Origin of the sequence: Hominisplanchenecus faecis (assembly GCF_020687205.1) — a bacterium.
Lineage (GTDB): Bacteria > Bacillota > Clostridia > Lachnospirales > Lachnospiraceae > Hominisplanchenecus > Hominisplanchenecus faecis.
This window is the reverse complement of sequence record NZ_JAJEQE010000019.1, coordinates 24,931-49,029: the sequence shown is the minus strand read 5'-3', so window position 1 is coordinate 49,029 and position 24,099 is coordinate 24,931. Positions and strand designations below refer to the sequence as shown.

Here is a 24,099-nt window from a genome sequence, read left to right as displayed (position 1 = left end):
GGCGGCTAACAGGCGAGCGAACCGAACAGGAAACGCAGCGTGTCAGGAGATTGTTTTCGAATCATCATGGCGTTATACTTTTTTTAATCATTTCTATGGCGTTCATTTGCACATTTACACAAACCTCCGCCACAACTTTTTATTTATCTCTCCAGATAATACGTCCTTTTGACAGGTCATACGGAGACATTTCTACTGTTACTTTGTCACCCGGAAGGATACGGATAAAGTTCATTCTCAGCTTACCGCTGATATGAGCCAGTACCACATGTTTGTTTTCCAGTTCTACACGGAACATTGCATTTGGCAGTTTCTCCAGTACTGTTCCTTCCACCTCAATTACATCTGCTTTCGACATCGTGAACCTCCTTCATTTTATAATCTTTCAGAATTGATCTGATTTTCTCATCTCTCAATGCTTCTCCATTCCAGTTTGCCAGTGCTTCCGGAATTTTGTGAATAATCTGGATATGTTTCTTATTCTTTTTCTTTGGACTGTCAAACTTTCTCAGTCGCCCATCACAGAGGTAAACAAAATCTCCTTCTGTCCGGCAGACCAGATACAAAGTTTTCGCATCATGTCCGGCCTTTGAGCGGGCAAGCATCCCGCACATTATCTGTTCCATGATTTCTCCTTACTCTCTGTATAAGGTCAGGATTTCCGGCTCACCGTCGGTAATCAGGATCGTGTTCTCATAATGTGCTGAATACTGACCGTCTTCTGTTGCAACTGTCCAGTCATCGTCTTTCCAGTAGACATCTTTTCGTCCCATGTTGATCATTGGCTCTACTGCCAGTGTCATACCTGGAACCAGTTTGATTCCGCGTCTCTTCTGTCTGAAGTTTGGAATTTCCGGATCTTCATGCAGGTTGCGTCCGATTCCGTGTCCGCAAAGCTCTTCTACAACTCCGTAACCAAAGCTTTCTGCATAATCTCCGATTGCAGCTCCGATCTCATTTAAATGATAACCGGCTTTTGCGTATTTGATTCCTTCAAAGAAACTCTGTTTTGTCACATCCATCAGCTTCTGTGCTTCCGGTGATACCTTGCCGACTGCGTGGGTTCTGGCTGCATCGGAATGAAATCCTTTGTAGATCAGACCTGCATCCAGACTTACGATATCGCCTTCCTGCAGAATACGATGTTTGCTTGGAATACCATGCACTACTTCATCGTTTACAGAAACGCAGATAGAAGCAGGATAGCCATTATAATGAAGAAAGTTTGGAATACCGCCAAGGCTTCTGATCAGTTTTTCGCCCAGTCGGTCAATATCCAAAGTAGAAATCCCCGGTCTGATTGCCTCTTCCAGTTCTTTATGAACAATGGAAAGTCTCCTGCAGGATTCTCTCATAAGTTCGATTTCGTGTGCAGATTTTATTGATACTGACATCTTTTTTACTCTCCTAACACCTTAACAATTGCCTGGAATACATCTTCCATATCAACTGTGCCGTCAACTTCACGCAGTGCTCCGGCCTTCTTATAGTAATCAATCAATGGCTGAGTCTGTTCATGGTATACATCCAGACGTTTCTTAACGGTTTCCGGTTTGTCATCATCACGCAGAATCAGTTTTTCGCCGCAGGAATCGCAGGTATCTTCCAGCTTCGGTGCGTTAAATACTACATGATAAGTAGCTCCGCAGCCAACGCATGCTCTTCTGCCGCCCATACGGTTAATGATGTTGTCATCCGGTACTTCAACGTTGATCGCATAGTCAATTTTGTCGTTCAGTTTCGCAAGTGCTGCATCCAGTGCTTCTGCCTGAGGAATGGTTCTCGGGAATCCGTCCAGTACATAACCTTTTGCACAGTCTGCCTGCTGAACTCTGTCCACTACCAGATCCACTACCAGTTCATCCGGAACAAGCAGTCCCTGATCCATATAAGTTTTCGCTTTCTTTCCAAGCTCTGTACCGTTTTTGATATTGGCACGGAAAATATCTCCTGTAGAGATGTGCGGAATCTCATATTTTGCCGCGATCTTTTTTGCCTGTGTTCCTTTTCCTGCACCAGGTGCACCTAACATAATGATTTTCATAGTAAAATACCCCCATTTCGCTTTTTATGTAAATGCTGTTTTAAGCAACATTTTTAATTTTTCCCATAACGCAGTTTAGTGCGCAATCTCATCTGTCAAGATCTTAACGATCTGGCAGATGAGACGCACACTTTTATTCACTCAAGAATCCTCGATAATTGCGTACAAGCATCTGGGACTCAATCTGCTTTAATGTTTCAAGCACAACGCCAACGATAATGATGATGGATGTTCCTCCGAAAGATACGGAAGCTCCAAAAGCACCATTGAATACGATTGGGATCGTGCAGACGATCAGAAGTCCAATAGCTCCAATAAAGATAATATAGTTCAGGATCTTCTCCAGATAATCCTGAGTCGGTTTACCCGGACGAATACCCGGGATAAATCCACCCTGTTTTTTCATATTGTCTGCTACTTCAATCGGGTTGAAGGTGATAGAAGTATAGAAATATGCGAAGAATACGATCATAACCGCATACAGGACAAATCCCAGTGTATAAACTGGATTTGACAGGCTAAACCAGTTCTGCTGGCTTAATCCTTTCAAAATCTTGGATCCGATACCATTTCCGTTTCCTCTTCCCATGAATGCCGCAATGATAGATGGCATGGACATCAGAGAAGAAGCAAAGATAACAGGAATAACACCTGCTGTATTTACTTTCAGCGGAATGCTGGATGACTGACCGCCAACCATTTTTCTTCCCTGCATTTTCTTTGCGTACTGAACCGGAATATTTCTTGTTGCACCGTTCAGCAGGATAACCAGCACTACGGTAACAACGATAACTGCAAGAATGATCACAGCTGCAAGAGCACCTTTGGCAACCGTCTGCGGTTTTATAAATGTCTCATACAGTGTTGTGATGTCGCTCGGAACACGGGACAGAATGTTGATCATCAGGACGATAGAAATACCATTTCCAACGCCTTTTTCTGTAATTCTCTCACCAACCCACATCAGGAATGCGGAACCTGCAGTCAGAGATACAACAACTGTGATAACGTTCATGGCTGTCATATCCGGAATAAGTCCCTGACGGCCAAATCCGATAACCATGGCGATACTTTCCAGCAGAGCCAGACCTACGGTCACATAACGTGTGATAGCTGTCAGTTTTTTTCTTCCCTCTTCGCCATCCTTCTGCATCTCTTCCAGTTTCGGGATTGCGATCGTCAGAAGTTCAATAATGATGGATGACGTAATGTAAGGGGTAATATTCAATGCAAAAATTGACATCTCTTCAAAAGATCCACCGGTAAATGCATCAAAGAAGTTGAATGCATCTCCCACCTGCTGTGAGAACCAGTTTGCAAAGTAAGATCTGTCAACGCCAGGTATTGGCAGCTGGGAACCCAGCCTTACCACTACCAGCATTAAAAAGGTGTAAAAGATTTTTGAACGAATATCTTTTACCTTAAATGCATTACGCAATGTTTGAAACATTAGATCACCTCTGCTTTTCCACCGAGTGCTTCTATCTTAGCTTTTGCGCCTTCGCTGAAAGCGTTTACTTTAACAGTAAGCTTTTTGGTCAGTTCTCCGTTTCCTAAGATTTTAACGCCGTCTTTTGCGTCTTTGATCACACCGGCTTCAATCAGAGTTGCAATGGTAACTTCTGTATCATTGTCAAATCTCTCTAATGCACTTACGTTTACAGCTTCGATATCCTTGGAGTTTCTGTTAGTGAAACCTCTCTTCGGGATACGTCTGTACAGCGGCATCTGTCCACCTTCAAATCCTACTCTTGGTGCACCAGAACGTGCCTTCTGACCTTTGTGGCCTTTACCAGCTGTTTTTCCGTTTCCTGAACCATGTCCACGTCCACGACGGAAATTATCGTTATGTGTAGAACCTGCAGCAGGCTTTAAATTAGATAAATCCATTTCGACACCTCCTATATTGATTTACGCTTCTTCTACCTTTACCAGATGCTGAACCTGCTTTACCATACCCAGTGTTGCAGCATTGTTCGGCAGTTCAACTGTCTTGTTCAGTTTTCTAAGTCCCAGAGCCTCAACCGTTGCACGATGCTTCGGTTTTGCGGAAATCGGGGATTTTACTAAAGTAACTTTTAATGTATCTGCCATTTTTCAAATCCTCCTTATGCCAGAATTTCGTCAACAGATTTGCCGCGAAGTCTTGCTACTTCTTCCGGACTCTTCAGGCTCTTCAGAGCTTCCATTGTAGCCAGAACTACGTTCTGTTTGTTGTTAGATCCCAGAGATTTTGTACGGATGTTTTTGATACCAGCCATTTCCAGTACGTTACGTGCCGGACCACCGGCGATAACTCCGGTACCTTCCGGGGATCTCTTCAGCAGTACGGAAGCACCACCGAATTTTCCTGTATAATCATGTGGAATACTTGCATTTTCATCCAGGTCAACTTTGATCAGTTTCTTTGCTGCATCTTCTTTTCCTTTGCGGATCGCTTCCGGAATTTCAGCTGCTTTACCCAGACCTGCTCCAACGTGTCCATTGCCGTCACCTACAACTACTAAAGCTGTGAAACGCATGTTACGTCCGCCCTTAACAACTTTTGTAACTCGTTTAATAGATACAACTTTTTCGTTCAGCTCTAACTGACTGGCATCGATAAGTGTATGTTTCATCGTTCTTCCTCCTTGTCCTAGAATTCAAGACCAGCTTCTCTAGCTGCATCTGCTAATGCTTTGACTTTACCCTGATAAATGAAGCCGCCTCTATCGAAGACAACAGTGGTGATGCCCTTCTCTAAAGCTTTCTTTGCAATTACTGTTCCCAGATATGCTGCAGCATCAACGTTATTGGTTTTTTCCAGCTCTGCCTTTACATCTTTCTGCAGTGTGCAGGCAGATACAAGAGTGTTTCCAACTGTATCGTCAATAATCTGAGCATACATATGATTATTACTTCTGAACACAGCCAGACGTGGTCTTTCAGCTGTACCACTGAAACGGTTACGCTGTCTTCTGTGCTTTTTCTCACGAATTTTTGTTCTTGATTCTTTGCTAACCATTTTCACACTCTCCTTAATTATTTCTTACCAGTCTTACCAACTTTACGTCTGATTACTTCATCAGCATACTTAATACCTTTACCCTTGTAAGGTTCCGGTGCTCTCTTTTCTCTGATTTCAGCTGCGTACTGGCCAACTTTTTCTTTGCTGATACCTTTAACAACAATCTTGTTTCCGTCAACTGTTGTCTCAAGTCCTTCCGGATCTTCCATCTCTACCGGATGAGAATATCCAAGGGACAGTACCAGTTTTTTACCCTGTTTCTGAGCTCTGTAACCAACACCGTTAACTTCCAGAACTTTTTCATAGCCTTCGCTTACACCAACTACCATGTTGTGGATCAGTGTTCTTGTCAGACCATGCAGGGATTTCATCTTCTTTAAATCGTTCGGTCTTGTAACAACTACGTGACCATCTTCGATCTTGATTTCCATTTCAACAGGTAACTCTCTTACCAGAGTTCCTTTTGCACCTTTAACTGTAACTTTATTGCCTTCTGCAATATCAACTGTTACACCAGCCGGGATAGCTACCGGCATTCTTCCGATACGTGACATGTATCTTTCCTCCTTACTTAAATTTTCGGAAAGGATCCTGTGCCCTTTCTGTTTTCAGTAAATTACTGCAAATAAGTTGCTTTCGCTAAGCGGGATCTTCCCTCAACTAAACTCGTACTGCACCTTTCGGTTTGCACTCATTAAGTTGCTTTCGGCCTACCAAACGAATGCCAGAACTTCTCCACCTACCTGAAGTTTACGAGCTTCTTTGTCAGTGATAACGCCCTGGTTTGTAGACAGGATTGCAATACCCAGTCCGCCCAGTACTCTTGGCAGTTCATCCTTACCTGCGTATACACGAAGACCAGGTTTGGAGATTCTCTTGATACCTGTGATAACTTTTTCGTTTTTGTCAACACCATATTTCAGTTCAATATGGATTGTTTTGAAGATACCATCTTCTACCAGATCGTATTTTTTAATGTATCCTTCGTCTACCAGAATGTTTGCGATAGCAATTTTCATTTTGGAAGCCGGTACATCTACTGTGTCATGTTTAGCAGTGTTTGCGTTACGGATTCTTGTAAGCATATCTGCGATTGGATCGCTCATTGTCATGTAAGTTTCCTCCTCTTCTCAGACTTTACATGTATTTTTATACGGTACACACTGTCAGTATACCGCATCACCGCCGGAATAACAAGCACATTACATGCCTGAATTCCCTTTGCCGGTGAATCTTTTTGGTATATCCTACAGTTTATTGATTCCTGCGTAAGCTGCAGGGCATTATTTATCTTACCAGCTTGCTTTTTTAACGCCTGGGATCTCTCCCTTGTAAGCCAGTTCACGGAAGCAGATTCTGCAGATTCCGTATTTTCTTAAGTATGCGTGTGGACGACCACAAATTCTGCAACGGTTATATTCTCTTGTGGAGAATTTCTGTTTACGCTGCTGTTTGATTTTCATTGCTGTCTTAGCCATGAAATTTCCCTCCTAACTATTTTGCAAACGGCATGTTGAACTGAGTTAATAATTCGCGAGCTTCTTCATCTGTCTTGGCAGTTGTTACGAAAATAACATCCATACCTCTTACCTTATCGACCTTATCATACTCGATTTCAGGGAAAATTAACTGTTCTTTGATACCCAGAGCATAGTTACCTCTGCCGTCAAATGCATTAGGATTTACACCTCTGAAGTCACGTACTCGTGGCAGTGACAGGTTGATGAGGCGGTCTACGAACTCATACATTTTTTCGCCGCGCAGTGTTACTTTGCATCCGATTGGCATGCCTTCACGGATTTTAAAGTTAGCAACGGAGTTTTTAGCTCTTGTCAGAACTGCTTTCTGACCAGTAATGGTTTCCATATCTTTTACAGCTGCTTCCAGAAGTTTAGCGTTTTCTTTTGCTTCGCCAACACCCATGTTGATAACAACTTTGTCAAGCTTCGGAACTTCCATGATGTTCTTGTATCCGAATTTTTTCATTAATGCGTCTACGATCTCGTTCTGGTATTTCTCTTTCAGTCTACTCAACTTTTGCGACCTCCTCTCTCAATTAATCAATTACGTCGCCAGTTTTCTTGGCAAAACGAACTTTTTTGTCGCCGTCCATCTTGAATCCGATTCTTGTCGGCTGACCTTTGTGCAGGTACATTACGTTTGAAACTGCGATATAAGCTTCTGTTTCAACGATTCCGCCCTGCTGGTTAGCTGCTGACGGTTTTGTGTGCTTTGTAACCATGTTTACACCTTCAACCAGAACTCTGTGGTTCTTTGTGTCAACTGCGATTACTTTGCCTTCTTTATCTTTATCTTTACCGGCGATTACTTTAACGGTATCACCTTTTTTAATTTTATAAGCTGACATCTGGTACCTCCTTATAATACTTCCGGAGCCAGTGAAACAATTTTCATAAACTGTTTTTCACGAAGCTCTCTGGCTACTGGTCCAAAAATACGGGTTCCTCTTGGAGTTTTGTCATCTTTAATAATAACTGCAGCGTTCTCATCGAATCTGATGTAGGAACCATCCTTACGGCGTGTTTCTCTAACTGTACGAACAACTACTGCTTTTACAACATCACCTTTTTTAACAACACCGCCTGGTGTTGCATCTTTAACCGTAGCTACGATTACATCACCAATGCTTGCATATCTTCTGGTAGATCCGCCCATAACTCTGATACACAGAATCTCTTTTGCACCAGTGTTATCAGCCACCTTCAGTCTACTTTCCTGCTGGATCATGCTGATATACCTCCTATATACTATTTCACTTTTTCGACGATTTCAACAAGTCTCCATCTCTTGTCCTTGGACAGCGGTCTTGTTTCCATAACCTTTACTGTATCACCAATGCTGCACTCGTTGTTTTCATCATGTGCTTTTAATTTATATGTGTCTTTCACGATCTTTTTGTAAAGCGGATGTTTTACATGCTCTTCGATAGCAACTACGATTGTTTTATCCATCTTATTGCTTACGACCTTGCCGACACGAGTTTTTCTAAGATTTCTTTCCATCTTTAACCATTGCTCCTTTCTAGCAGAATGTTACCGTTGATTATTCAGCTTTCTCTGTAATAACGGACTGGATTCTTGCAATGTTTCTGCGAACTTCTTTGATTCTGCTTGTATTGTCCAACTGATTTGTTGCGTTCTGGAATCTCAGGTTGAAGAGTTCCTTTTTAGCAGCTACTAATTCTTCATTCAATTCTGCAGCTGATTTCGTTCTTAAATCTTCTACATACTTATTAATTTTCACTGTTATCACCGCCTTCTAAATCTGCCTTGGCAACGATCTTACATCTGCAAGGTAATTTATGCATAGCAAGACGTAATGCTTCACGAGCAACTTCTTCCGGAACTCCTGCAAGTTCAAACATTACACGGCCCGGTTTAACTACTGCTACCCAGTATTCCAGAGTTCCTTTACCGGAACCCATACGGGTTTCAGCTGGTTTTGCAGTTACAGGTTTGTCTGGGAAAATTTTGATCCAAACTTTACCACCACGTTTGATGTAACGAGTCATAGCAACACGGGCTGCCTCGATCTGGTTGGATCTGATCCAGCATGGATCTAAAGCGACAAGACCATATTCACCATTTGTAATTTTATTTCCTCTAAGCGCTTTACCAGCCATGGAGCCACGGAACTGTTTACGACGCTTTACTCTTTTTGGCATTAACATTATTTATCGCTCCCTTCCTTATTGCCTTTCGTTGGAAGAACTTCGCCTTTGTAGATCCAAACTTTAACGCCAAGTTTGCCGTAAGTTGTATCTGCTTCAGCAAATCCATAGTCAATATCTGCTCTCAATGTCTGCAGTGGAATAGTACCTTCGCTGTAGAACTCTGTACGAGCCATATCAGCTCCGCCAAGACGGCCGGATACGGAAGTCTTGATACCCTTTGCTCCTGCTTTCATAGAACGTCCCATTGTAGATTTCATAGCACGTCTGAAGGAAACACGGTTTTCAAGCTGCAGAGCGATGTTCTCAGCTACCAGCTGTGCGTCTCTGTCCGGTCTCTTAACTTCTTTGATATCGATAATCAGCTTCTTAGAAGTGAGTTTCTGAGCTTCTGCTTTTACTTTTTCGATTTCAGAGCCGCCTTTACCGATAACAACACCCGGTTTAGCAGTGTAAATGATAACTTTTACTCTGTCGGAAGCTCTCTCGATTTCGATTTTTGCAACTCCTGCGCTGTACAGTTTTTTCTTGAGGTATGTTCTGATCTTATGATCTTCTACCAGATAATCAGCGAAGTCAGCTTCAGCATACCATTTAGAATTCCAGTCTTTAATAACACCGACTCTCAGGCCGTGTGGATTAACTTTCTGTCCCATGCTTTACCTCCCTATTTCTCATTAAGCACGATGGTGATGTGGCTCATTCTCTTTTCGATTCTGTAAGCTCTGCCCTGTGCTCTTGGTCTGATTCTCTTCATTGTAGGTCCTTTATTTGCGTAACATTCCTCAACATAAAGGTTTTCAACACTCATACCGTTGTTGTTTTCAGCGTTTGCAATTGCTGATTTTAATAATTTTGCAATCAGCTCAGATGCATATCTTGGATTGTAAGTTACAATACCAAGTGCTGTCTGAACATCTTTGCCTCTAATAGCATCCAATACGAAGCATGCTTTCTGAACAGAGACTCTGGCGTAAGATAACTTAGCTGACGGTCTTGTGTCCTTCTGAGCATTTCTTTCTCTCTTTATCTGGGATCTATGTCCTTTAGCCATAGATATAACCTCCTTTTCGACTGATTATCCGATTCTAGCGAACGCCAGATTTTTTCTCGTCCTTACCATGTCCTCTGTAGGTTCTGGTTGCTACGAACTCTCCGAGTTTGTGTCCAACCATATCCTCTGTAACATATACAGGAACATGTTTTCTTCCGTCATGAACAGCAATTGTATGTCCTACGAACTGTGGAAAGATTGTAGAACGGCGTGACCAGGTTTTGATAACCTGTTTGCTGCCTGCTGCGTTCATGGCATCTACCTTTTTCAGTAAGCTTGCATCAGCAAATGGTCCTTTTTTCAGTGAACGTGCCATGGATTCAACCTCCTATATCCTATTTATTATTCAGCGCTTTTCCGTCTCTTCTTCTTACGATCAGCTTGTTAGACTGTTTGTTTTTCTTTCTTGTCTTCAAGCCAAGTGCAGGTTTGCCCCAAGGTGTGCATGGACCTGGACGACCGATACCGGTCTTACCTTCTCCACCTCCGTGTGGATGGTCATTCGGGTTCATTACGGAACCACGAACAGTAGGTCTGATACCCATGTGACGTTTTCTTCCGGCTTTACCGATGTTGATCAGGTTGTGTTCTCCGTTTCCAACTACACCGATGGTTGCACGGCAGTTGATCGGAACCATTCTCATTTCACCTGAAGGCAGACGCAGTGTTGCGTATTTTCCTTCTTTAGCCATAACCTGTGCGCCGTTTCCTGCGGAACGAACCAGCTGTCCGCCTTTTCCAGGATACAGTTCGATGTTGTGTACCATAGTACCAACCGGGATAGCAGACAGAGGCAGGCAGTTACCTGGTCTTACTTCTGCTTCAGCACCACTCATAACTTTCATGCCGACTTTCAGTCCGGCCGGTGCCAGGATGTATGCTTTTTCACCGTCTGCGTAGCAGATCAGTGCGATATTAGCTGTTCTGTTCGGATCGTATTCGATACCGATAACTTTTGCTGCGATTCCGTCTTTCTTTCTCTTGAAATCTACCAGTCTGTATTTTCTTCTATTTCCGCCTCCGCGGTGTCTTACTGTGATCTTACCCTGATTGTTACGTCCGGAGTTTTTGCTCAGAGATACTACCAAGCTTTTCTCAGGAGTCGTTTTTGTAATTTCAGAGAAATCAGATCCAGTCATCTGTCTTCTGGAAGGTGTATATGGGTTATATGTTTTAATTCCCATTGTTGTTTCTCCTTTCAACTATTTATTGTCACGCTTAGCCTGCGTATATCGTTTGATTAAGTCAGATCTTAGAGTCCCTGGAAGATTTCGATATCTTTGCTGTCCTCTGTCAGAGCAACGATTGCCTTTTTGCTCTTAGCTGTTTTTCCGACTGTCATACCACGTCTTCTCTTCTTGCCGTCGATGTTCATGGTATTTACGCTTTTTACTTTTGTTCCTTCGAACATTTTTTCTACAGCTTCTTTAATCTGAGTTTTTGTTGCTTCCGGATGAACAAAAAAGGTGTATTTTTTGTCGCCCATAGCGTTCATGCTTTTTTCTGTGATAACCGGCTTTAAGATCACATCATAGTACTGTACATTTGCCATTATGCGTACACCTCCTCGATTGTTTCTACAGCTGCTTTTGTAACTACAACGGTGTTGTGTTTCAGCAGATCAAATACGTTGATGGTATTTGTCAGAGCTGTCTGAACACCTTCGATATTTCTTGCAGACAGAACTACGTTCTGGTCGTTGTCATTCAGGATAACCAGTGCTTTGTCAGCTTTCAGGTTTGCCAGAACATTTTTCATAGCTTTTGTCTTGATCTCGTCAAATTTCAGTTCATCAACAACGATGAATTTGTTTTCCTGAACTTTAGAAGTCAGAACAGATTTCAGAGCTGCTCTTTTTTCTTTTTTGTTCAGTCTGATTGTGTAATCACGTGGCACCGGAGCGAATACCATTCCGCCGCCTGTCCACTGCGGAGCTCTTGTTGAACCCTGTCTTGCATGACCGGTTCCTTTCTGTCTCCAAGGTTTTCTTCCGCCACCGGATACTTCAGAACGGGTTTTTGCTTTCTGTGTACCCTGACGTTTGTTTGCAAGCTGACTTACAACTGCCAGATGCACAAGGTGCTCATTTACTTTCGCACCGAAAATGGCATCGTTGAGCTCCATAGTGCCAACTTCATTGCCTTCCATATTAAAAACAGATACGTTTGCCATCTGTGTGTTCCTCCTTTCGAAAATGCTTACTTACCAGATTTTACAGTCTCTTTAATTGTCACTAAAGATTTTTTAGGTCCTGGTACTGCACCTTTAACCAAGAGAAGATTGTTCTCAACGTCAACTTTTACGATTTCCAGGTTCTGGATGGTGATTCTCTTATTTCCCATCTGTCCAGGCATTCCTTTTCCTTTAAATACACGGCTCGGATCGGAGCAGGCACCGTTTGAACCCTGATGACGATGGAATTTAGAACCATGAGCCATCGGTCCTCTGTGCTGACCATGTCTCTTGATCGCACCCTGGAATCCCTTACCTTTGGAAATTGCAGTAGCATCAATCTTATCACCAGCTGCAAAGATGTCAGCTTTGATCTCGTCTGCTACTTTGTAATCCTCAGCATTCTCAAATTTGAACTCTCTTACGAATCTCTTGCAGGATACACCAGCTTTGCTGAACTGACCTTTCATTGGTTTGTTTACAAGACTTTCTCTCTTGTCGCCAAAACCAACCTGTACTGCACTGTAACCGTCGTTTTCTACTGTTTTGATCTGTGTTACTACACAAGGACCTGCCTGCAGAACGGTTACCGGAGTAAGCACTCCGTCTTCATTGAAGATTTGAGTCATTCCGACTTTTGTTGCTAAAATCGCTTTCTTCATTGATTTACCTCCTGTTTTTCTACAGCGGATTACACTGTGTTGTGCAATCATCCTAGTCAAACAATCGATATAAGTGGAACTTGCGTTACTTCTATATCAACCCTTTAGGATAATTTACGGAACAAATTCATTATTTGTTTTTCATTTTGATATCGATGTAAACACCAGCCGGCATTTCCAGTCTGGAGAGTGCATCAACTGTTTTCTGAGTCGGTGCTACGATATCAATCAGTCTTTTATGAGTTCTCTGCTCAAACTGTTCTCTGGAATCTTTGTATTTGTGTACGGCTCTCAGAATTGTCACTACTTCTTTCTTTGTTGGCAGTGGCACCGGTCCGCTCACCCTAGATCCGTTCTTTTTTACAGTTTCGATGATTTTTTTTGCAGATGCATCAACCAGCTGATGGTCATATGCTTTTAATGTGATTCTCATTACTTGACTTGTTGCCATAATAAAAAAGTCGCCTCCTTTTCGCACTTTGTTTCAGTACGACAAGCGGTGACTGTACACTATGCCGTGTGTGTCTCAAATCTCACACGGTGTTTCCGGCTTACCCGGACGTTCTCTATATTGTACAGTGACTTGTCGCCAGTTTTATAACTTGACATTCGCTCCACGGAAAACCTGCGATTTGAGTCCGCAGCAACCTCACGCTTCAACGCTATCAATGTCACAACACTGGCTATTATAATAAAAAGCCCTTGTAAATGCAAGAGCTTTTTTACTGTTTTTGTTGTTTTTTTTTAAGTACAATCCGTGTTTTCACTCATAATCTTTACATCATCTGCTGAAGCAGTGCCTTGCTTTGTTCAAATGTATAGATATTCTGATAAATGTCCTCCGCCTGATCCTGATCAAAAAGTTCTTTCAGGTTCTGCTCATACTGTTCTTCTGACACATCCTCACCATTCCAGTAATAACGGTAAATCAGTTCACCGTTTTCATCCGTTTGCTGATCTTCTGTTTCTCCATAACTGCCTTTGGCAACTGTAGTGAACTTTCCGTTTTCAATCTTATAAATCTCGTCATAATATCCACCCATATGTCCACCGGTTGTATGTAGCAGATTGCTGCCAGGGATTGTATAGGCCGCTCCATGTGACAGGTAAACCTTGTCCGTCGTGCTGCCATCCGTTGTAAATACTTCTCCGCCTGCATAACCATATCCATAATCCAGCCAGAGCTCCGGCTGCCCGTCGTCGTTGATATCCAGAAACCGTACTTCTGTCATGTCTGTTGGTGCATCCTGCGAAAAGATTTCATTTAAATAGGAAGAAGTCCATCCATTTTCTGCCCGCGTCGGAAGAATCGGTGCAGCCCCGTAGATCCTTTCTGTCTTTGACGGATCCACATGAAACTTCTCCTGCTCAATACTTTCTTCTTTGGGATAAATGATAAGCGGTGTTGAATTTCCATCCGCATCATAATCATAATCCAGCACAAATTCCCCCGTCTCATCATTGTAGTTATCTGCAATTGTCAGGGAACCCGGCATCGTTGTTTTGATATTACCATCCGCATCATACAGATACAGAAACGTATATTCATTGCCCGTATAGGAATCCTGTTCTCCATTTCCATTGTCATAATAATCAACGGAATGAAGCGTAGTGCTGCATAATAAACCGTTATCATAATAAGCATAACTGTCGTAGTAGATCAGTTTGCCATCTGCATCATAATAATTGATTCGTGAAATCTGCTGATCCGTCTTCTGCTGCTGTATTTCAGATTGCTGCAACTGAGATTCTGTTTCTGCTGCTGTCTCAGCCGAAGATTCGGATTCTGATGCTTTACTTTCTGTGCTTTTTGTGTTTTCTGTACTTTCTGTACTATCTGGTGCTTTTGTTTCTTCAGAAATTGTGGTTGGTTCCTGCGGATCGGATGATGTTATGCCCGTTTCCTGTGCGGAGGAAGCACCACAGCCAGAAAGAAGCAGCACTCCTGCTGTTACAGCTAACATCTGATATAACTTTCTGTTTTTCATAAGCATTTCCATTTCCTTTACACCTATTTCACTTTTACAGTGCAAACTGCTTTCTTCTTTCCGGAAATCACTGTAATCTTTACTTTTCCTTTTTTCTTTGCTTTGATCTTTCCTGTTTTGCTAACTGTCGCAATTTTCTTATTGGAAGTCTTGTAAGTAATCTTATCCTGGCTGTCTGCCGGAGTTAACGTAACTTTCAATCTAAAACTTTTGCCTTTTTTCAAAGTCAGTTTCCTGCGGTTCAGTTTGATTTTTCGCGTGGTTTTCTGGCTTGTCTGCGGATTCTGATCCGGATTTGTCTCTGAAGAATCTGTCGGCGAAGAATTTGTCTTTGGTATCCCCTCATAAACTATTTTTCCGCATACACTGCAAGTTTTGCTCTTCAGTCCTTTTCTTTTATTTGTCGGCTCTTTGACAACTTTATATGCTCCATAACTGTGTCCTGTTGCATTTACCTTCTTTGTATCTGTATTTCCGCAGATCGTGCAGGTAAATGTTTTTTCGCCTCGCTCTGTACAGGTCGGTTCTGTTGTGATCACTCCTCCATCCCAGTTATGGTTCTTTGTTTTTGCAATCGTCTTACCGGAGGAAATTTTCACTCCGCAATCCGCACAATAAGTATCTCCACTATATCCTGCTTCCTTGCAGGTAGGATTCTTCTGATTGCGGATTTCCATATGCTGATGGTCCGTTGTGCTCACTTTTTCCGTTTTTGTATTGCCGCAGATACTGCAGGTAAATGTTTTTTCACCTTTCTCTTTACAGGTTGGTTCTTTTGTAATCTCTCCCTGATTCCAGCTATGATCCTCTGTTTTTGCAATCGCCTGACCGGATAAGATCTTCTTTCCACAATCTTTGCACCAGGTATCTCCGCTGTAACCTGTTTCCTTACAGGTAGCTTCTTTTTTATTGCGGATTTCCGTATGCTGATGACCTGTTGCACTTACTTTTTCTGTTTTTTCATCACCGCAGATACTGCAGGTAAATGTTTTTTCGCCTTCTTCTGTGCAGGTTGCTTTTGTTGTGACTTTTCCGGCATCCCAGCTATGATTTTCTGTTTTTGCAATCGTCTGACCGGGTAAGATTTTCTTTCCACAATCTTTGCACCAGGTATCTCCGCTGTAGCCTGTTTCCTTGCAGGTAGCTTCTTTTTTATTGCGGATTTCCGTATGCTGATGACCTGTTGCACTTATTTTTTCTGTTTTTTTATCACCGCAGATACTGCAGGTAAATGTTTTTTCGCCTTCTTCTGTGCAGGTTGCTTTTGTTGTGACTTTTCCGGCATCCCAGCTATGATTTTCTGTTTTTGCAATCGTCTGACCGGATAAGATTTTCTTTCTACAATCTTTGCACCAGGTATCTCCGCTGTAGCCTGTTTCCTTACAGGTAGCTTCTTTTTTATTGCGGATTTCCGTATGCTGATGACCTGTTGCACTTACTTTTTCTGTTTTTTCATCACCGCAGATACTACAGGTGAATTTTTTTTCGCCTTCTTCTGTGCAGGTTGGTTCTGTTATGATCTCTCCCTGATCCCAATGATGTTCACACCTATACACATTTATCGTTGGCATATCTGCTGCTGTCAGTCCGTACAAAGATGCCGTCAATGTCGTGCTTCCTTCTGCTACTCCTGTAATTTTTCCATTGCTATAGGTGGCAATGGAAGGATCATTTACTGAAATAGCCGGCAGATCTGTCACGATCGTATCGCTTCCAAAAACAGTAAGCTTAGCCGTAAGCTTTACTTCTGTTGATTCTCCGGTTCGGAGGCTATAGGAAGTTTTGTCAAACGCTACTTTAAGACCCGTAACCTTGCTTTTCGGCACCGAAAGGCTCATGGTTTGCTCACTGTCATTTGCTGTTGTTTCCGTGGTATTAACAGAAGTTCTGTATGCAAATTCTTCTACCCAGTAATGACAGCCATCCAGGTAAACATGCCCAATTCCAACACAATTAAACTTAGGATTCAGCATATTCCTTCGATGTCCCTGTCCGTTATACGGCTCGCCATCTTCACGCCATGCCGCATTTACTGCTTCTGCTGTACGATATCCCATTGCAATGTTCTCTCCGGCTGCACGATAAGTGATACCTTCTTCCTCATAAATACTGAAAAAGCTTTCACCGTTTGGTCTTCCATGATCGAACAATAATGCAAGTTCTGCTGCACGCTTCGTTGCAATTCTCTCCAGATCATAATCGTAAGCAAGCTCGTTCAGGTTATCATATCTGGTTTTTGTTTCATTATCCTCATTCCAACACCATGCATCGAAGCTGTCTGTTCTCATCTCATTGATCATGTCAAAGATCTTTCGGCCTTCTGTCTGACCATATTTGACCGAGATATTGACCGGAATGATTTCTGCTGCATTTACTTTTTTAGGAATCACCATAAGAAAACTCATGCAAAAGAAAAATAACAATAACTTTGAGGTCGCTTTTTTCATAGATTCACCTGTCCTTCCTATAAATAATGTTGTTGAAAAAAATAGCCTTTTCTCCACGTTACCGAGAAAAAGCTATTTTGTCAACTGTTTTTATTTTATTCATTATATACGCTCTGTCGTTGTACTCTCCGATCATAGCCAAGTGTTATTCATACCAGTTTCCAGTCGGTCCCTTTCCAGGATAAATAATGTACATTGCTGATTCATTCAGGGAGCTGAAATATACCTCCTGCGGAAGATGTATTTCCTGATCATCTACAAGATAGATATCGTATTTTCTTTGTTTGAAACTCACTGTATCTGTTTGCCAGCCATTTCTGTATCAGGGCTACAACTTTCTGATCTGCTGATTTTGCATATTTTTTCACCATCTCTTCACTGTCTAGTATCCCAAAACTATACCTGTTCAAAAAAAGCAACCAAAACAAAGTTCTTGTTTTGATTGCTTTTTTGCATACTTCATTCTGCTACATTTACTTAATCATAAATATTTTCTCCAGTTTTAAAGCCTCCACGTCCATATCCAAGCTCTAATCTCTGCACAACTCCTGTTTTTGTATTTTTGAAATATGCATATAATCCTGTTCCCGTTCCTTTAATAGATAACGTTACTTTTGAATTATTCTTCACCTTTTTTACACCATCGAATATATTGAATACTTCTATTTTCTTTAATTTCCATCCCTTTTTCGGTTTTATGGTTATCTTTCCGGTAACGTTTTTTGTTCGCTTATTATGGTTGTAATGTCCTGATTTATTAAAACATTTAGCGTAATTCGTCTTTCCAATTTTCAATAACTTACACGGATTTTTGTATTTCCTTACCGTAATTTTCTGCGTCAGAGTTTTTCCGGCATACTGAAATGAAATTTTTGTCGTTCCTTCTCCGACCAGTTTTATTTCTAAATGTGGATAGCTGGCGTCTTCACTTGCTGTAACTTCTATTACTTTTGAATTCGAATTCTTTAAACCTGTTATTTTTGCATTTGTAACAGGATTACGAACCCAGACACTACCAAACCCTACTTGACCTTTGTATAAATTATAAGTTACACTCTTGTCTATAGACGGGCTGGCAGCCTGTACTTTCACTGATCCAATATTTGCCAATCCAAACATAAATGCCACCATTGTTAACGTCATCATGAATTTTTTGATTTTCTTCATTTCTTTCGCTCTCCTTTTTCCTTGTTATTGCTTATTTTTCACGGTTCCCATTTTTTTCAGAAACACTTGATGTATTCATTTTACTTTTTTTCTGATACTCATCTCAAGTGTGCCCATTTAGGGCTGTCCTCTGCTTTCTTTCACACTATAATCCTTCTTTCTGTAGTGTTTACAGTATATCAGATTCATTAAGAAATGTCTCTTGAAGTGTCTTAAATTACGATACCATTATAAAACGGAGCGGTGTAACTTAATGCTACACCGCTCCGTTTTTATCGAAATGTCAGGATCTGTGATCTGTGGCATCTCTTTTTGTAATTCATTTTTGCAGGTTCTTCATCCGCTTAGAAGGATGCAACTTTTTCTGCTGCATACTGAAGGATCAGAACTGCGTCGTTTGTATCCGCCACGTCGTCTCCGTTTACATCTGCGGCTGCTGCTGCATCTGCATCGAGGCTTGTAATTTCTGCACTTGCTGCCAGAAGTGCTGCACTGTCAGCTGTTGTCACTGCACCATCGTTGTCTACGTCTCCCAGAAGTCTTGCATCTGCCACTTTGCGTGTCAGTGCACGAACTGCTGCGTCTACTTCATCCTGAACTGCGTCTGCGTTGTTCAGTACGTTCTGTGCATCTGCTGCCGCTGCATCCAGTCCGTCGATGGTTGCTGCTACATAAGCGTCTGCGTTTCCAAGTACTTCATTTGCTTTGTCAAGGATTGCTTTCAGAGCTGCTTTGTTAGCTTTCATCTGCAGATTCAGGATTGCATTGATCAGATCTGCATATGCGGTTCCGATCTCTGCTTCTGTTCTGTTCGGATTTGCTATAACATCTTCTGCTTTCTTGATCGCTGCTTTGAGGTCTTTCAGGGAATCGCTTGTGTAATTGCCGTCCAGAAGTTTTTTTGCGGATTCAATCAGATTAACCAGAGATTTCACATCTGCTTTGTCTGCTACTTTGTTCAGTTCTGCAAGGATTGCTTCTGCTGCTGCATCTACTGCTGTCTGATCTGCATCTTTATCTTCCAGAACTGCTTTTCCGCTTTCCAGTGCTGCTTTCAGAGCTGCAATGTCTTCATAATTTTCCGGATGTGCCAGGATCTTTTCTGCTTCTTCTACTGCAACTTCCAGATGAAGTTTCTGTACGCCATACTCTAATTTGGAGTATGCTGCTACCAGCTCTTCCATTGCTGCGTTGATCTGTGTGCGTGTTGCATTCTGATCTGCTGCTACTGCTTTGGCTGTTGCCAGTGCACTCTGTACTGCTGCCCAGCTGTCTGCTGTGTAGTCTTCTGCGTTCAGTGCGTTTACTTTTGCGATGACTTTTTCAAGTCCTCTGTTTGTTTTTGATTTTGTGGAGATCCACTGCCAGATAGTTACTTCTTCGCCGTCGATGTTTTCTTTGCACTCGTTGTTCAGAGTGTAGAGCCATGACCAGTGTCCGTTGTACTGATACGGTGTGCCGTCTGCTCTCTTGTAGAGACCTGTGGTGTCGTGTACATCGTCAAACAGTGAGAAGTGGATATCGCTTCCGCCTGCTTCTGTCAGTCTCTCGTAAGCCTTCGGTGAGTAGTTACCGTTGGATACGAAATTGCCGTCTTCATCAATGGTACCGATTTTTACGGTCGGGTCATTCTTTGCATGTGTGAACCAGATCGGCATATCTTTGATAGATTCTACCATTTCATCTGTCAGTGCATCGTTTGTGTAAGCTTCGCATACCGGATATGCTGCTGCAAAGTATTTCGGATAATGTACGATCATGTTCATGGTCATAAATCCGCCGTTTGAGCATCCGCCGATGTATACGCGGCTTGCATCGATATCAGAGTTGCTGTTTACATAAGCTTTGATCAGTTCCATCAGAGCTGCTGTGTATTTGGAGGTTCCATCGCTTGTATACTGTCCGGAACCATTATCCATCCACATCGTCGGGCACTGTGCTGCCAGAACGTATGCTCCGCCGTCAAAGTACTGCTGTACAGTATCGGTTGCCAGGTTGACTACTTTGTTTCCTACCAGTGCTACACGTGGATCTGTTCCGCCTTCGCCTGCACCATGCAGCCAGATGATCAGAGCATTTTTCTTGCCGTCATTCTTAGCTGCTTCCGGTGTATAGGAAGCGTATGTCAGATTGATCTGACCAAATTTTTCATCGTTGTAGCTGAATTTACCGTCAAGATCAAAGTCATCACAGATCCGTGTGGTGTCTGCTGCAAATTTATTTGCTGCAAAATTTACGCTGCTGCCGTCTGCTGCTTTGAGTTCTTTATTTAAGGTTACTTCATATGCAGTGTCTACATACTCATTGTGGCCGCTTCCGAAGAAGTTGTAGTTGAACGGAGATCCGATGGACAGATCCGGTCCTACTTCCAGTTCCAGAGTAATGTAATTGCCCGTTGCTGCTTTGTTTCCGTTTGCATCGGATACATAAGCTGCGGTTACGTTACGTGTTCCTCTGGATGGTCCAAGAAGGAATCCGCTGAGTGCTTTTCTTGTTACGTTTACTTCAAATGCAGATGCGTCAATATTTCCGCTCATTGCTTTGCCGACATTTACAACAACCTTGGAGATTGCCGGACCCCAGTCATAACCTTCGGTGATCGTGGAGTATGTTGTGGACGGAACAACGTCATCTTTTTCATAGGAAGTGATCGTCTGCAGTGCGTCTGCATACAGTTCGTTCAGTGATTTTGCTTCCAGGTCGTTTGCGTTTGCAAATTCGATGGAATTCATAATAAAGTTACAGATGTTGATAGCTGCTTTCTGAAGGTCACCAAGAGAGATAACCTGTGTAGATTCTACGCCGTCATCCATGCTCACTTTATAAGTAACAGTTGTCACACCACGCCTATTTGTTGTAACAGATGTGATATAACCCTGTTCTTTCAGTTCTGCAACTTTTTCGTTCAGTTCTACGCCTTTTGCTACGGTTGTGGAGATTTCCAGATTGCCGTTCAGATCCAGTTTGTATCCGCCAAAGTTCGGAACCATCTTAGAAACTGTGATCGGATTTCCGCTTGCATCAACATCCTGAATGCTTCTCTCTTCCAGTTCTACATAACCATCGCTTGTCCATGCCGGCTCATTGATAAAGCCTTTCATGATCTGAGAGTAGCCTTTGCCCGGGCAAACAAGGTCGTTGCCTGCGTGCATTTCGTACATCGGTACAGACTGTCCGCCGCCCCAGTCTGTCATGATCATGCCTTTGAATCCCCATTCGTCTCTTGCAAATGCGGTACAAAGATCATAGTCATCCGCTGCCGGTCTTCCGTTATTCTGGTTGTAGGAGGTCATAATCGCCATCGGCTGTGCCTGTTTTACAACCATTTCGAAACCTTTGAGGTAGATCTCACGGATTGCTCTTTCAGAAACGGTATTATTCTCGCTGTTTCTGCTTGTTTCCTGAGAATTCAGTGCGTAGTGTTTGATGGTAACGCCAACACCTTTGCTCTTCTGTACGCCGAGTGTTGCTGCTGTACCGGTCACACCTACGACTACCGGATCTTCAGAATAATATTCAAAGTTACGTCCGCAGAGTGCGTTTCTGTGGATATTCATACCAGGTGCCAGCCAGGAACCGATACCAAATTCTTCCATTTCTTCGCCAACGCCTTCGCCGTAAGCGTAGATCTGCCCGGTATCCCAGGTCTGTGCCAGCAGTGTACCGATCGGCCATGCAGTTGCATACTGATAATAGTCGGTATCATCCTGTTTATAGTGCTGTGTAATACGAAGACCTGCAGGTCCGTCAGACAGGTTTACAGGTACAAACCCTTTTTCATCGTTTTTCCAGGTTGCTCCTGCAACGCCCTGTACGGTCTTGTCACTGGAATGTCCGTTTACCAGGTTTGCCAACTCATAGAGGCTTAAACCGGATACGAACTGCTCAAGACTGATCTTACCGTCGTAAACATCTTTCAGTGTATTCTTGCTGTAGTCACCGTCAAATTTCTTAACGTGCTCCTGATAAGTTACGCTGTAGTCGGTGTTGTTTGCGTTTGCTTTTTCTACACGGGAAATGGTTCCTGTTGCTCCGTCTTCATTCTTGGCAAACAGATATTTTTCTTCGGTTGTATCGGAAGTGTAAACCGTTACGTCTTCGTTCTCTTTGATGATCTCCGGTGCTTTGTAGCCTGTAAAATCCACTTCAATCGTCTTCGCTGCCGCGATCTCATTTGCTTCGCCATCGTATGTGATCGATGTTGCACCTTCGGTTGTCATCGGCTCCAGGGTCGGATATTTATCACTGTTTTCGATGTTGTCGTTTTCTGTTACCGGAACCATCAGGTTGCTGTACTGCTCGGTGATCGTGTCTTCTGCGACATTGAGTTTCGCTGCTACGTGTGTATTTCTGGAAGAATTACCGACACGGATAATGTAATCGCCATCTTCCATCACGTAAGCTGCTTTGTCGGTATCGTAAGATCCCATTTCTTTCGTATCAAAACTGATCGTAAGGATCTGAGACTCGCCCGGTGCCAGTTCGTCTGTCTTGGCGTAGCCGGCCAGTTCCTGATATGGCTTGTCCAGTTCACCGTCCGGAGCTGAGAAATAAACTTCTGCTACTTCTTTACCGGATACGGTACCAGTATTTTTTACCTTAACCTGTACGGTTACTTTATCTTTGTCTGCTTTTACCGATTTTGTTGACATCGCAAAACTTGTGTAAGATCCACCGTAACCAAACGGATAAGAGACATCCACACCAAACGTATCATAATAACGATATCCTACGAAAATATCATCGTTATATAATTCCTGAGCGGTGTTGCCGTCCTGGTTTGCAAATCCTTCACTCGATGGGTTGTCATCGAAATTCACCGGCCAGGTGTCGGTCAGTTTACCGGATGGATTTACGGTTCCGTTCAATACTTCTACCAACGCATCTCCGCCTGTCATACCGGCCTGAGACATCAGAAGCATGGAATCCAGACCATCAATCTCATCAAAAAACTTTGTATCAATGATTCCGCCTACGTTCAGGACAACAACAACATTTTCAAAGTTCTGTCCCAGCAGCTTTAAGTTCGCCTCTTCATCGTCGGATAAGAGGTAATCACCTTTTCCTGCAGAACGGTCAGAACCTTCACCGGAGTTACGTGCGATCACGTAAATAGCGGTGTCTGTTTTTTCTGCTGCTGCTTTGATCTGATCTACGGCACCTTCGGTCTGCTCATAAATCGGTTCATTTACCCATTTGTAGCTCCAGCCCTGGCTTGTTCCGCCGCCATTTGCCGTCCATCTTTCATGCATCTGATTTACAAAGTCAATATCAACGATATCATAGCCTGCATTTTCAAAGCCCTGCTGTACGGTAACGTTATCACGCTGGTTTACTGCACCGGAACCGGTACCTCCTTTGATGGTATTGTATACGCCCTGACCAAAAAGTGCGATCTTGGCTCCTTTTTCTTTGGAGATCGGCAGGGAATTGTTCTTGTTTTCCAGAAGGACCATACCCTGTGCTGCAATGTTTTTCGCCGCTGTTTTATGTTCGATCTCTCGGTCACTGATTTCCGGGTTCGTTGTTGCTGCCAGTGCACTTGTGCTGCCGGTAAGTACCATTGCAAGCGACACTGTGACTGCCATCACGCGTTTTGAAGTTCGCTTCATTGCCGTGCCTCCTTTTTATATTCACTTATTTCATTTTTTGTAACTGTTCCATACGTTCCCAGTTACGTTTTCCTCTCCTTTTGACATACACAGGATAACGTGATCCTCCTTCCTTCTGTTATGCTGTGCTTCAGACAGTGTCAAATCTGCCTTTCTGTTAACATGCCCTTGTAATTATATATTTTATACAAGTTTTTTGTAGGTTTCCATGTAATATTATACGTTTTGCTTGTATTTTTTTATGACATCCACATT

31 protein-coding genes are annotated in these 24,099 nt (G+C 42.7%); all 31 read right to left on the bottom strand.

The features are described from left to right. Window positions 1-139: 139 nt before the first annotated feature. The 31 genes from infA to LKD42_RS07175 all read right to left on the bottom strand — a co-directional run bounded on the left by infA (window position 140) and on the right by LKD42_RS07175 (window position 23,844). Window positions 140-358 (bottom strand): translation initiation factor IF-1, encoded by a 219-nt coding sequence (infA, locus tag LKD42_RS07325; protein WP_022119137.1) that lies wholly within the window; start codon window positions 356-358, stop codon window positions 140-142. After that, window positions 336-626 (bottom strand): KOW domain-containing RNA-binding protein, encoded by a 291-nt coding sequence (locus LKD42_RS07320; protein WP_022119138.1) that lies wholly within the window; start codon window positions 624-626, stop codon window positions 336-338. Before LKD42_RS07320 ends, infA begins: the two co-directional genes overlap by 23 nt. 9 nt (window positions 627-635) lie before the next feature. Beyond that, window positions 636-1,394, bottom strand: coding sequence for a type I methionyl aminopeptidase (gene map / locus LKD42_RS07315; RefSeq protein ID WP_248835268.1), 759 nt, complete (start codon window positions 1,392-1,394; stop codon window positions 636-638). 5 nt (window positions 1,395-1,399) lie between these two features. Continuing rightward, a complete protein-coding gene (locus tag LKD42_RS07310; protein WP_022119140.1) occupies window positions 1,400-2,044 on the bottom strand; it encodes an adenylate kinase in 645 nt (214 codons plus the stop codon). 133 nt (window positions 2,045-2,177) lie between these two features. After that, entirely contained in the window at window positions 2,178-3,494 is a 1,317-nt protein-coding gene (secY, locus tag LKD42_RS07305) for a preprotein translocase subunit SecY (RefSeq protein ID WP_147632279.1), read from the bottom strand. Next, complete coding sequence (rplO, locus tag LKD42_RS07300) at window positions 3,494-3,934, bottom strand: 50S ribosomal protein L15 (protein WP_022119142.1); 441 nt, start codon at window positions 3,932-3,934, stop codon at window positions 3,494-3,496. The genes secY and rplO overlap by 1 nt, the downstream gene beginning before the upstream one ends. A gap of 21 nt (window positions 3,935-3,955) precedes the next feature. Beyond that, entirely contained in the window at window positions 3,956-4,138 is a 183-nt protein-coding gene (rpmD, locus tag LKD42_RS07295) for a 50S ribosomal protein L30 (protein ID WP_022119143.1), read from the bottom strand. A gap of 14 nt (window positions 4,139-4,152) precedes the next feature. Next, on the bottom strand, window positions 4,153-4,662 hold the full coding sequence (gene rpsE / locus LKD42_RS07290; protein WP_022119144.1) for a 30S ribosomal protein S5: 510 nt from the start codon (window positions 4,660-4,662) through the stop codon (window positions 4,153-4,155). Between the two features lie 17 nt (window positions 4,663-4,679). Beyond that, window positions 4,680-5,048, bottom strand: a complete 369-nt coding sequence (gene rplR / locus LKD42_RS07285) for a 50S ribosomal protein L18 (protein ID WP_022119145.1) — start codon at window positions 5,046-5,048, stop codon at window positions 4,680-4,682. A gap of 17 nt (window positions 5,049-5,065) precedes the next feature. Further along, window positions 5,066-5,605, bottom strand: a complete 540-nt coding sequence (rplF, locus tag LKD42_RS07280) for a 50S ribosomal protein L6 (protein WP_147632278.1) — start codon at window positions 5,603-5,605, stop codon at window positions 5,066-5,068. Window positions 5,606-5,761: 156 nt separating this feature from the next. Next, on the bottom strand, window positions 5,762-6,163 hold the full coding sequence (gene rpsH / locus LKD42_RS07275) for a 30S ribosomal protein S8 (RefSeq protein ID WP_022119147.1): 402 nt from the start codon (window positions 6,161-6,163) through the stop codon (window positions 5,762-5,764). A gap of 180 nt (window positions 6,164-6,343) precedes the next feature. Beyond that, on the bottom strand, window positions 6,344-6,529 hold the full coding sequence (locus tag LKD42_RS07270) for a type Z 30S ribosomal protein S14 (protein ID WP_022119148.1): 186 nt from the start codon (window positions 6,527-6,529) through the stop codon (window positions 6,344-6,346). A 16-nt stretch (window positions 6,530-6,545) separates the two neighbouring features. Next, window positions 6,546-7,085, bottom strand: a complete 540-nt coding sequence (gene rplE, locus LKD42_RS07265) for a 50S ribosomal protein L5 (RefSeq protein ID WP_022119149.1) — start codon at window positions 7,083-7,085, stop codon at window positions 6,546-6,548. A 22-nt stretch (window positions 7,086-7,107) separates the two neighbouring features. Next, the gene (gene rplX, locus LKD42_RS07260) at window positions 7,108-7,419 is read right to left on the bottom strand and encodes a 50S ribosomal protein L24 (RefSeq protein WP_022119150.1); all 312 of its coding nucleotides are present in this window, start codon (window positions 7,417-7,419) and stop codon (window positions 7,108-7,110) included. 11 nt (window positions 7,420-7,430) lie between these two features. Then, window positions 7,431-7,799 (bottom strand): 50S ribosomal protein L14, encoded by a 369-nt coding sequence (gene rplN, locus LKD42_RS07255; protein ID WP_022119151.1) that lies wholly within the window; start codon window positions 7,797-7,799, stop codon window positions 7,431-7,433. A 20-nt stretch (window positions 7,800-7,819) separates the two neighbouring features. Further along, entirely contained in the window at window positions 7,820-8,074 is a 255-nt protein-coding gene (gene rpsQ / locus LKD42_RS07250) for a 30S ribosomal protein S17 (protein ID WP_022119152.1), read from the bottom strand. Window positions 8,075-8,114: 40 nt separating this feature from the next. Beyond that, window positions 8,115-8,315: a 50S ribosomal protein L29 gene (gene rpmC / locus LKD42_RS07245; protein WP_022119153.1), complete on the bottom strand. Its 201-nt coding sequence runs from the start codon at window positions 8,313-8,315 to the stop codon at window positions 8,115-8,117. Then, window positions 8,305-8,742, bottom strand: coding sequence for a 50S ribosomal protein L16 (rplP, locus tag LKD42_RS07240; RefSeq protein WP_022119154.1), 438 nt, complete (start codon window positions 8,740-8,742; stop codon window positions 8,305-8,307). Before rplP ends, rpmC begins: the two co-directional genes overlap by 11 nt. Further along, on the bottom strand, window positions 8,742-9,398 hold the full coding sequence (gene rpsC / locus LKD42_RS07235; RefSeq protein ID WP_022119155.1) for a 30S ribosomal protein S3: 657 nt from the start codon (window positions 9,396-9,398) through the stop codon (window positions 8,742-8,744). Before rpsC ends, rplP begins: the two co-directional genes overlap by 1 nt. A gap of 11 nt (window positions 9,399-9,409) precedes the next feature. Then, a complete protein-coding gene (rplV, locus tag LKD42_RS07230; protein ID WP_022119156.1) occupies window positions 9,410-9,796 on the bottom strand; it encodes a 50S ribosomal protein L22 in 387 nt (128 codons plus the stop codon). 34 nt (window positions 9,797-9,830) lie between these two features. Continuing rightward, window positions 9,831-10,112 carry a 30S ribosomal protein S19 gene (gene rpsS, locus LKD42_RS07225; RefSeq protein WP_022119157.1) on the bottom strand — a complete coding sequence of 94 codons (282 nt, stop codon included), beginning with the start codon at window positions 10,110-10,112 and terminating at the stop codon, window positions 9,831-9,833. A 19-nt stretch (window positions 10,113-10,131) separates the two neighbouring features. Next, the gene (gene rplB / locus LKD42_RS07220) at window positions 10,132-10,980 is read right to left on the bottom strand and encodes a 50S ribosomal protein L2 (protein ID WP_022119158.1); all 849 of its coding nucleotides are present in this window, start codon (window positions 10,978-10,980) and stop codon (window positions 10,132-10,134) included. A 68-nt stretch (window positions 10,981-11,048) separates the two neighbouring features. Next, the gene (gene rplW, locus LKD42_RS07215) at window positions 11,049-11,348 is read right to left on the bottom strand and encodes a 50S ribosomal protein L23 (RefSeq protein WP_022119159.1); all 300 of its coding nucleotides are present in this window, start codon (window positions 11,346-11,348) and stop codon (window positions 11,049-11,051) included. Continuing rightward, entirely contained in the window at window positions 11,348-11,968 is a 621-nt protein-coding gene (rplD, locus tag LKD42_RS07210; RefSeq protein WP_248835267.1) for a 50S ribosomal protein L4, read from the bottom strand. The genes rplW and rplD overlap by 1 nt, the downstream gene beginning before the upstream one ends. Window positions 11,969-11,994: 26 nt before the next feature. Next, entirely contained in the window at window positions 11,995-12,630 is a 636-nt protein-coding gene (gene rplC / locus LKD42_RS07205; protein WP_147632276.1) for a 50S ribosomal protein L3, read from the bottom strand. Between the two features lie 130 nt (window positions 12,631-12,760). Then, window positions 12,761-13,081, bottom strand: coding sequence for a 30S ribosomal protein S10 (rpsJ, locus tag LKD42_RS07200; RefSeq protein WP_022119162.1), 321 nt, complete (start codon window positions 13,079-13,081; stop codon window positions 12,761-12,763). A 325-nt stretch (window positions 13,082-13,406) separates the two neighbouring features. After that, window positions 13,407-14,618, bottom strand: a complete 1,212-nt coding sequence (locus LKD42_RS07195; RefSeq protein WP_248835266.1) for a hypothetical protein — start codon at window positions 14,616-14,618, stop codon at window positions 13,407-13,409. Between the two features lie 23 nt (window positions 14,619-14,641). Further along, window positions 14,642-17,023 (bottom strand): Ig-like domain-containing protein, encoded by a 2,382-nt coding sequence (locus LKD42_RS07190; RefSeq protein ID WP_248835265.1) that lies wholly within the window; start codon window positions 17,021-17,023, stop codon window positions 14,642-14,644. Between the two features lie 187 nt (window positions 17,024-17,210). After that, on the bottom strand, window positions 17,211-17,360 hold the full coding sequence (locus tag LKD42_RS07185; RefSeq protein ID WP_248835264.1) for a hypothetical protein: 150 nt from the start codon (window positions 17,358-17,360) through the stop codon (window positions 17,211-17,213). Between the two features lie 182 nt (window positions 17,361-17,542). Continuing rightward, window positions 17,543-18,232: a hypothetical protein gene (locus LKD42_RS07180; protein WP_248835263.1), complete on the bottom strand. Its 690-nt coding sequence runs from the start codon at window positions 18,230-18,232 to the stop codon at window positions 17,543-17,545. Between the two features lie 344 nt (window positions 18,233-18,576). Then, window positions 18,577-23,844, bottom strand: a complete 5,268-nt coding sequence (locus LKD42_RS07175; protein ID WP_248835262.1) for a glycoside hydrolase family 3 C-terminal domain-containing protein — start codon at window positions 23,842-23,844, stop codon at window positions 18,577-18,579. Window positions 23,845-24,099: the final 255 nt, after the last annotated feature.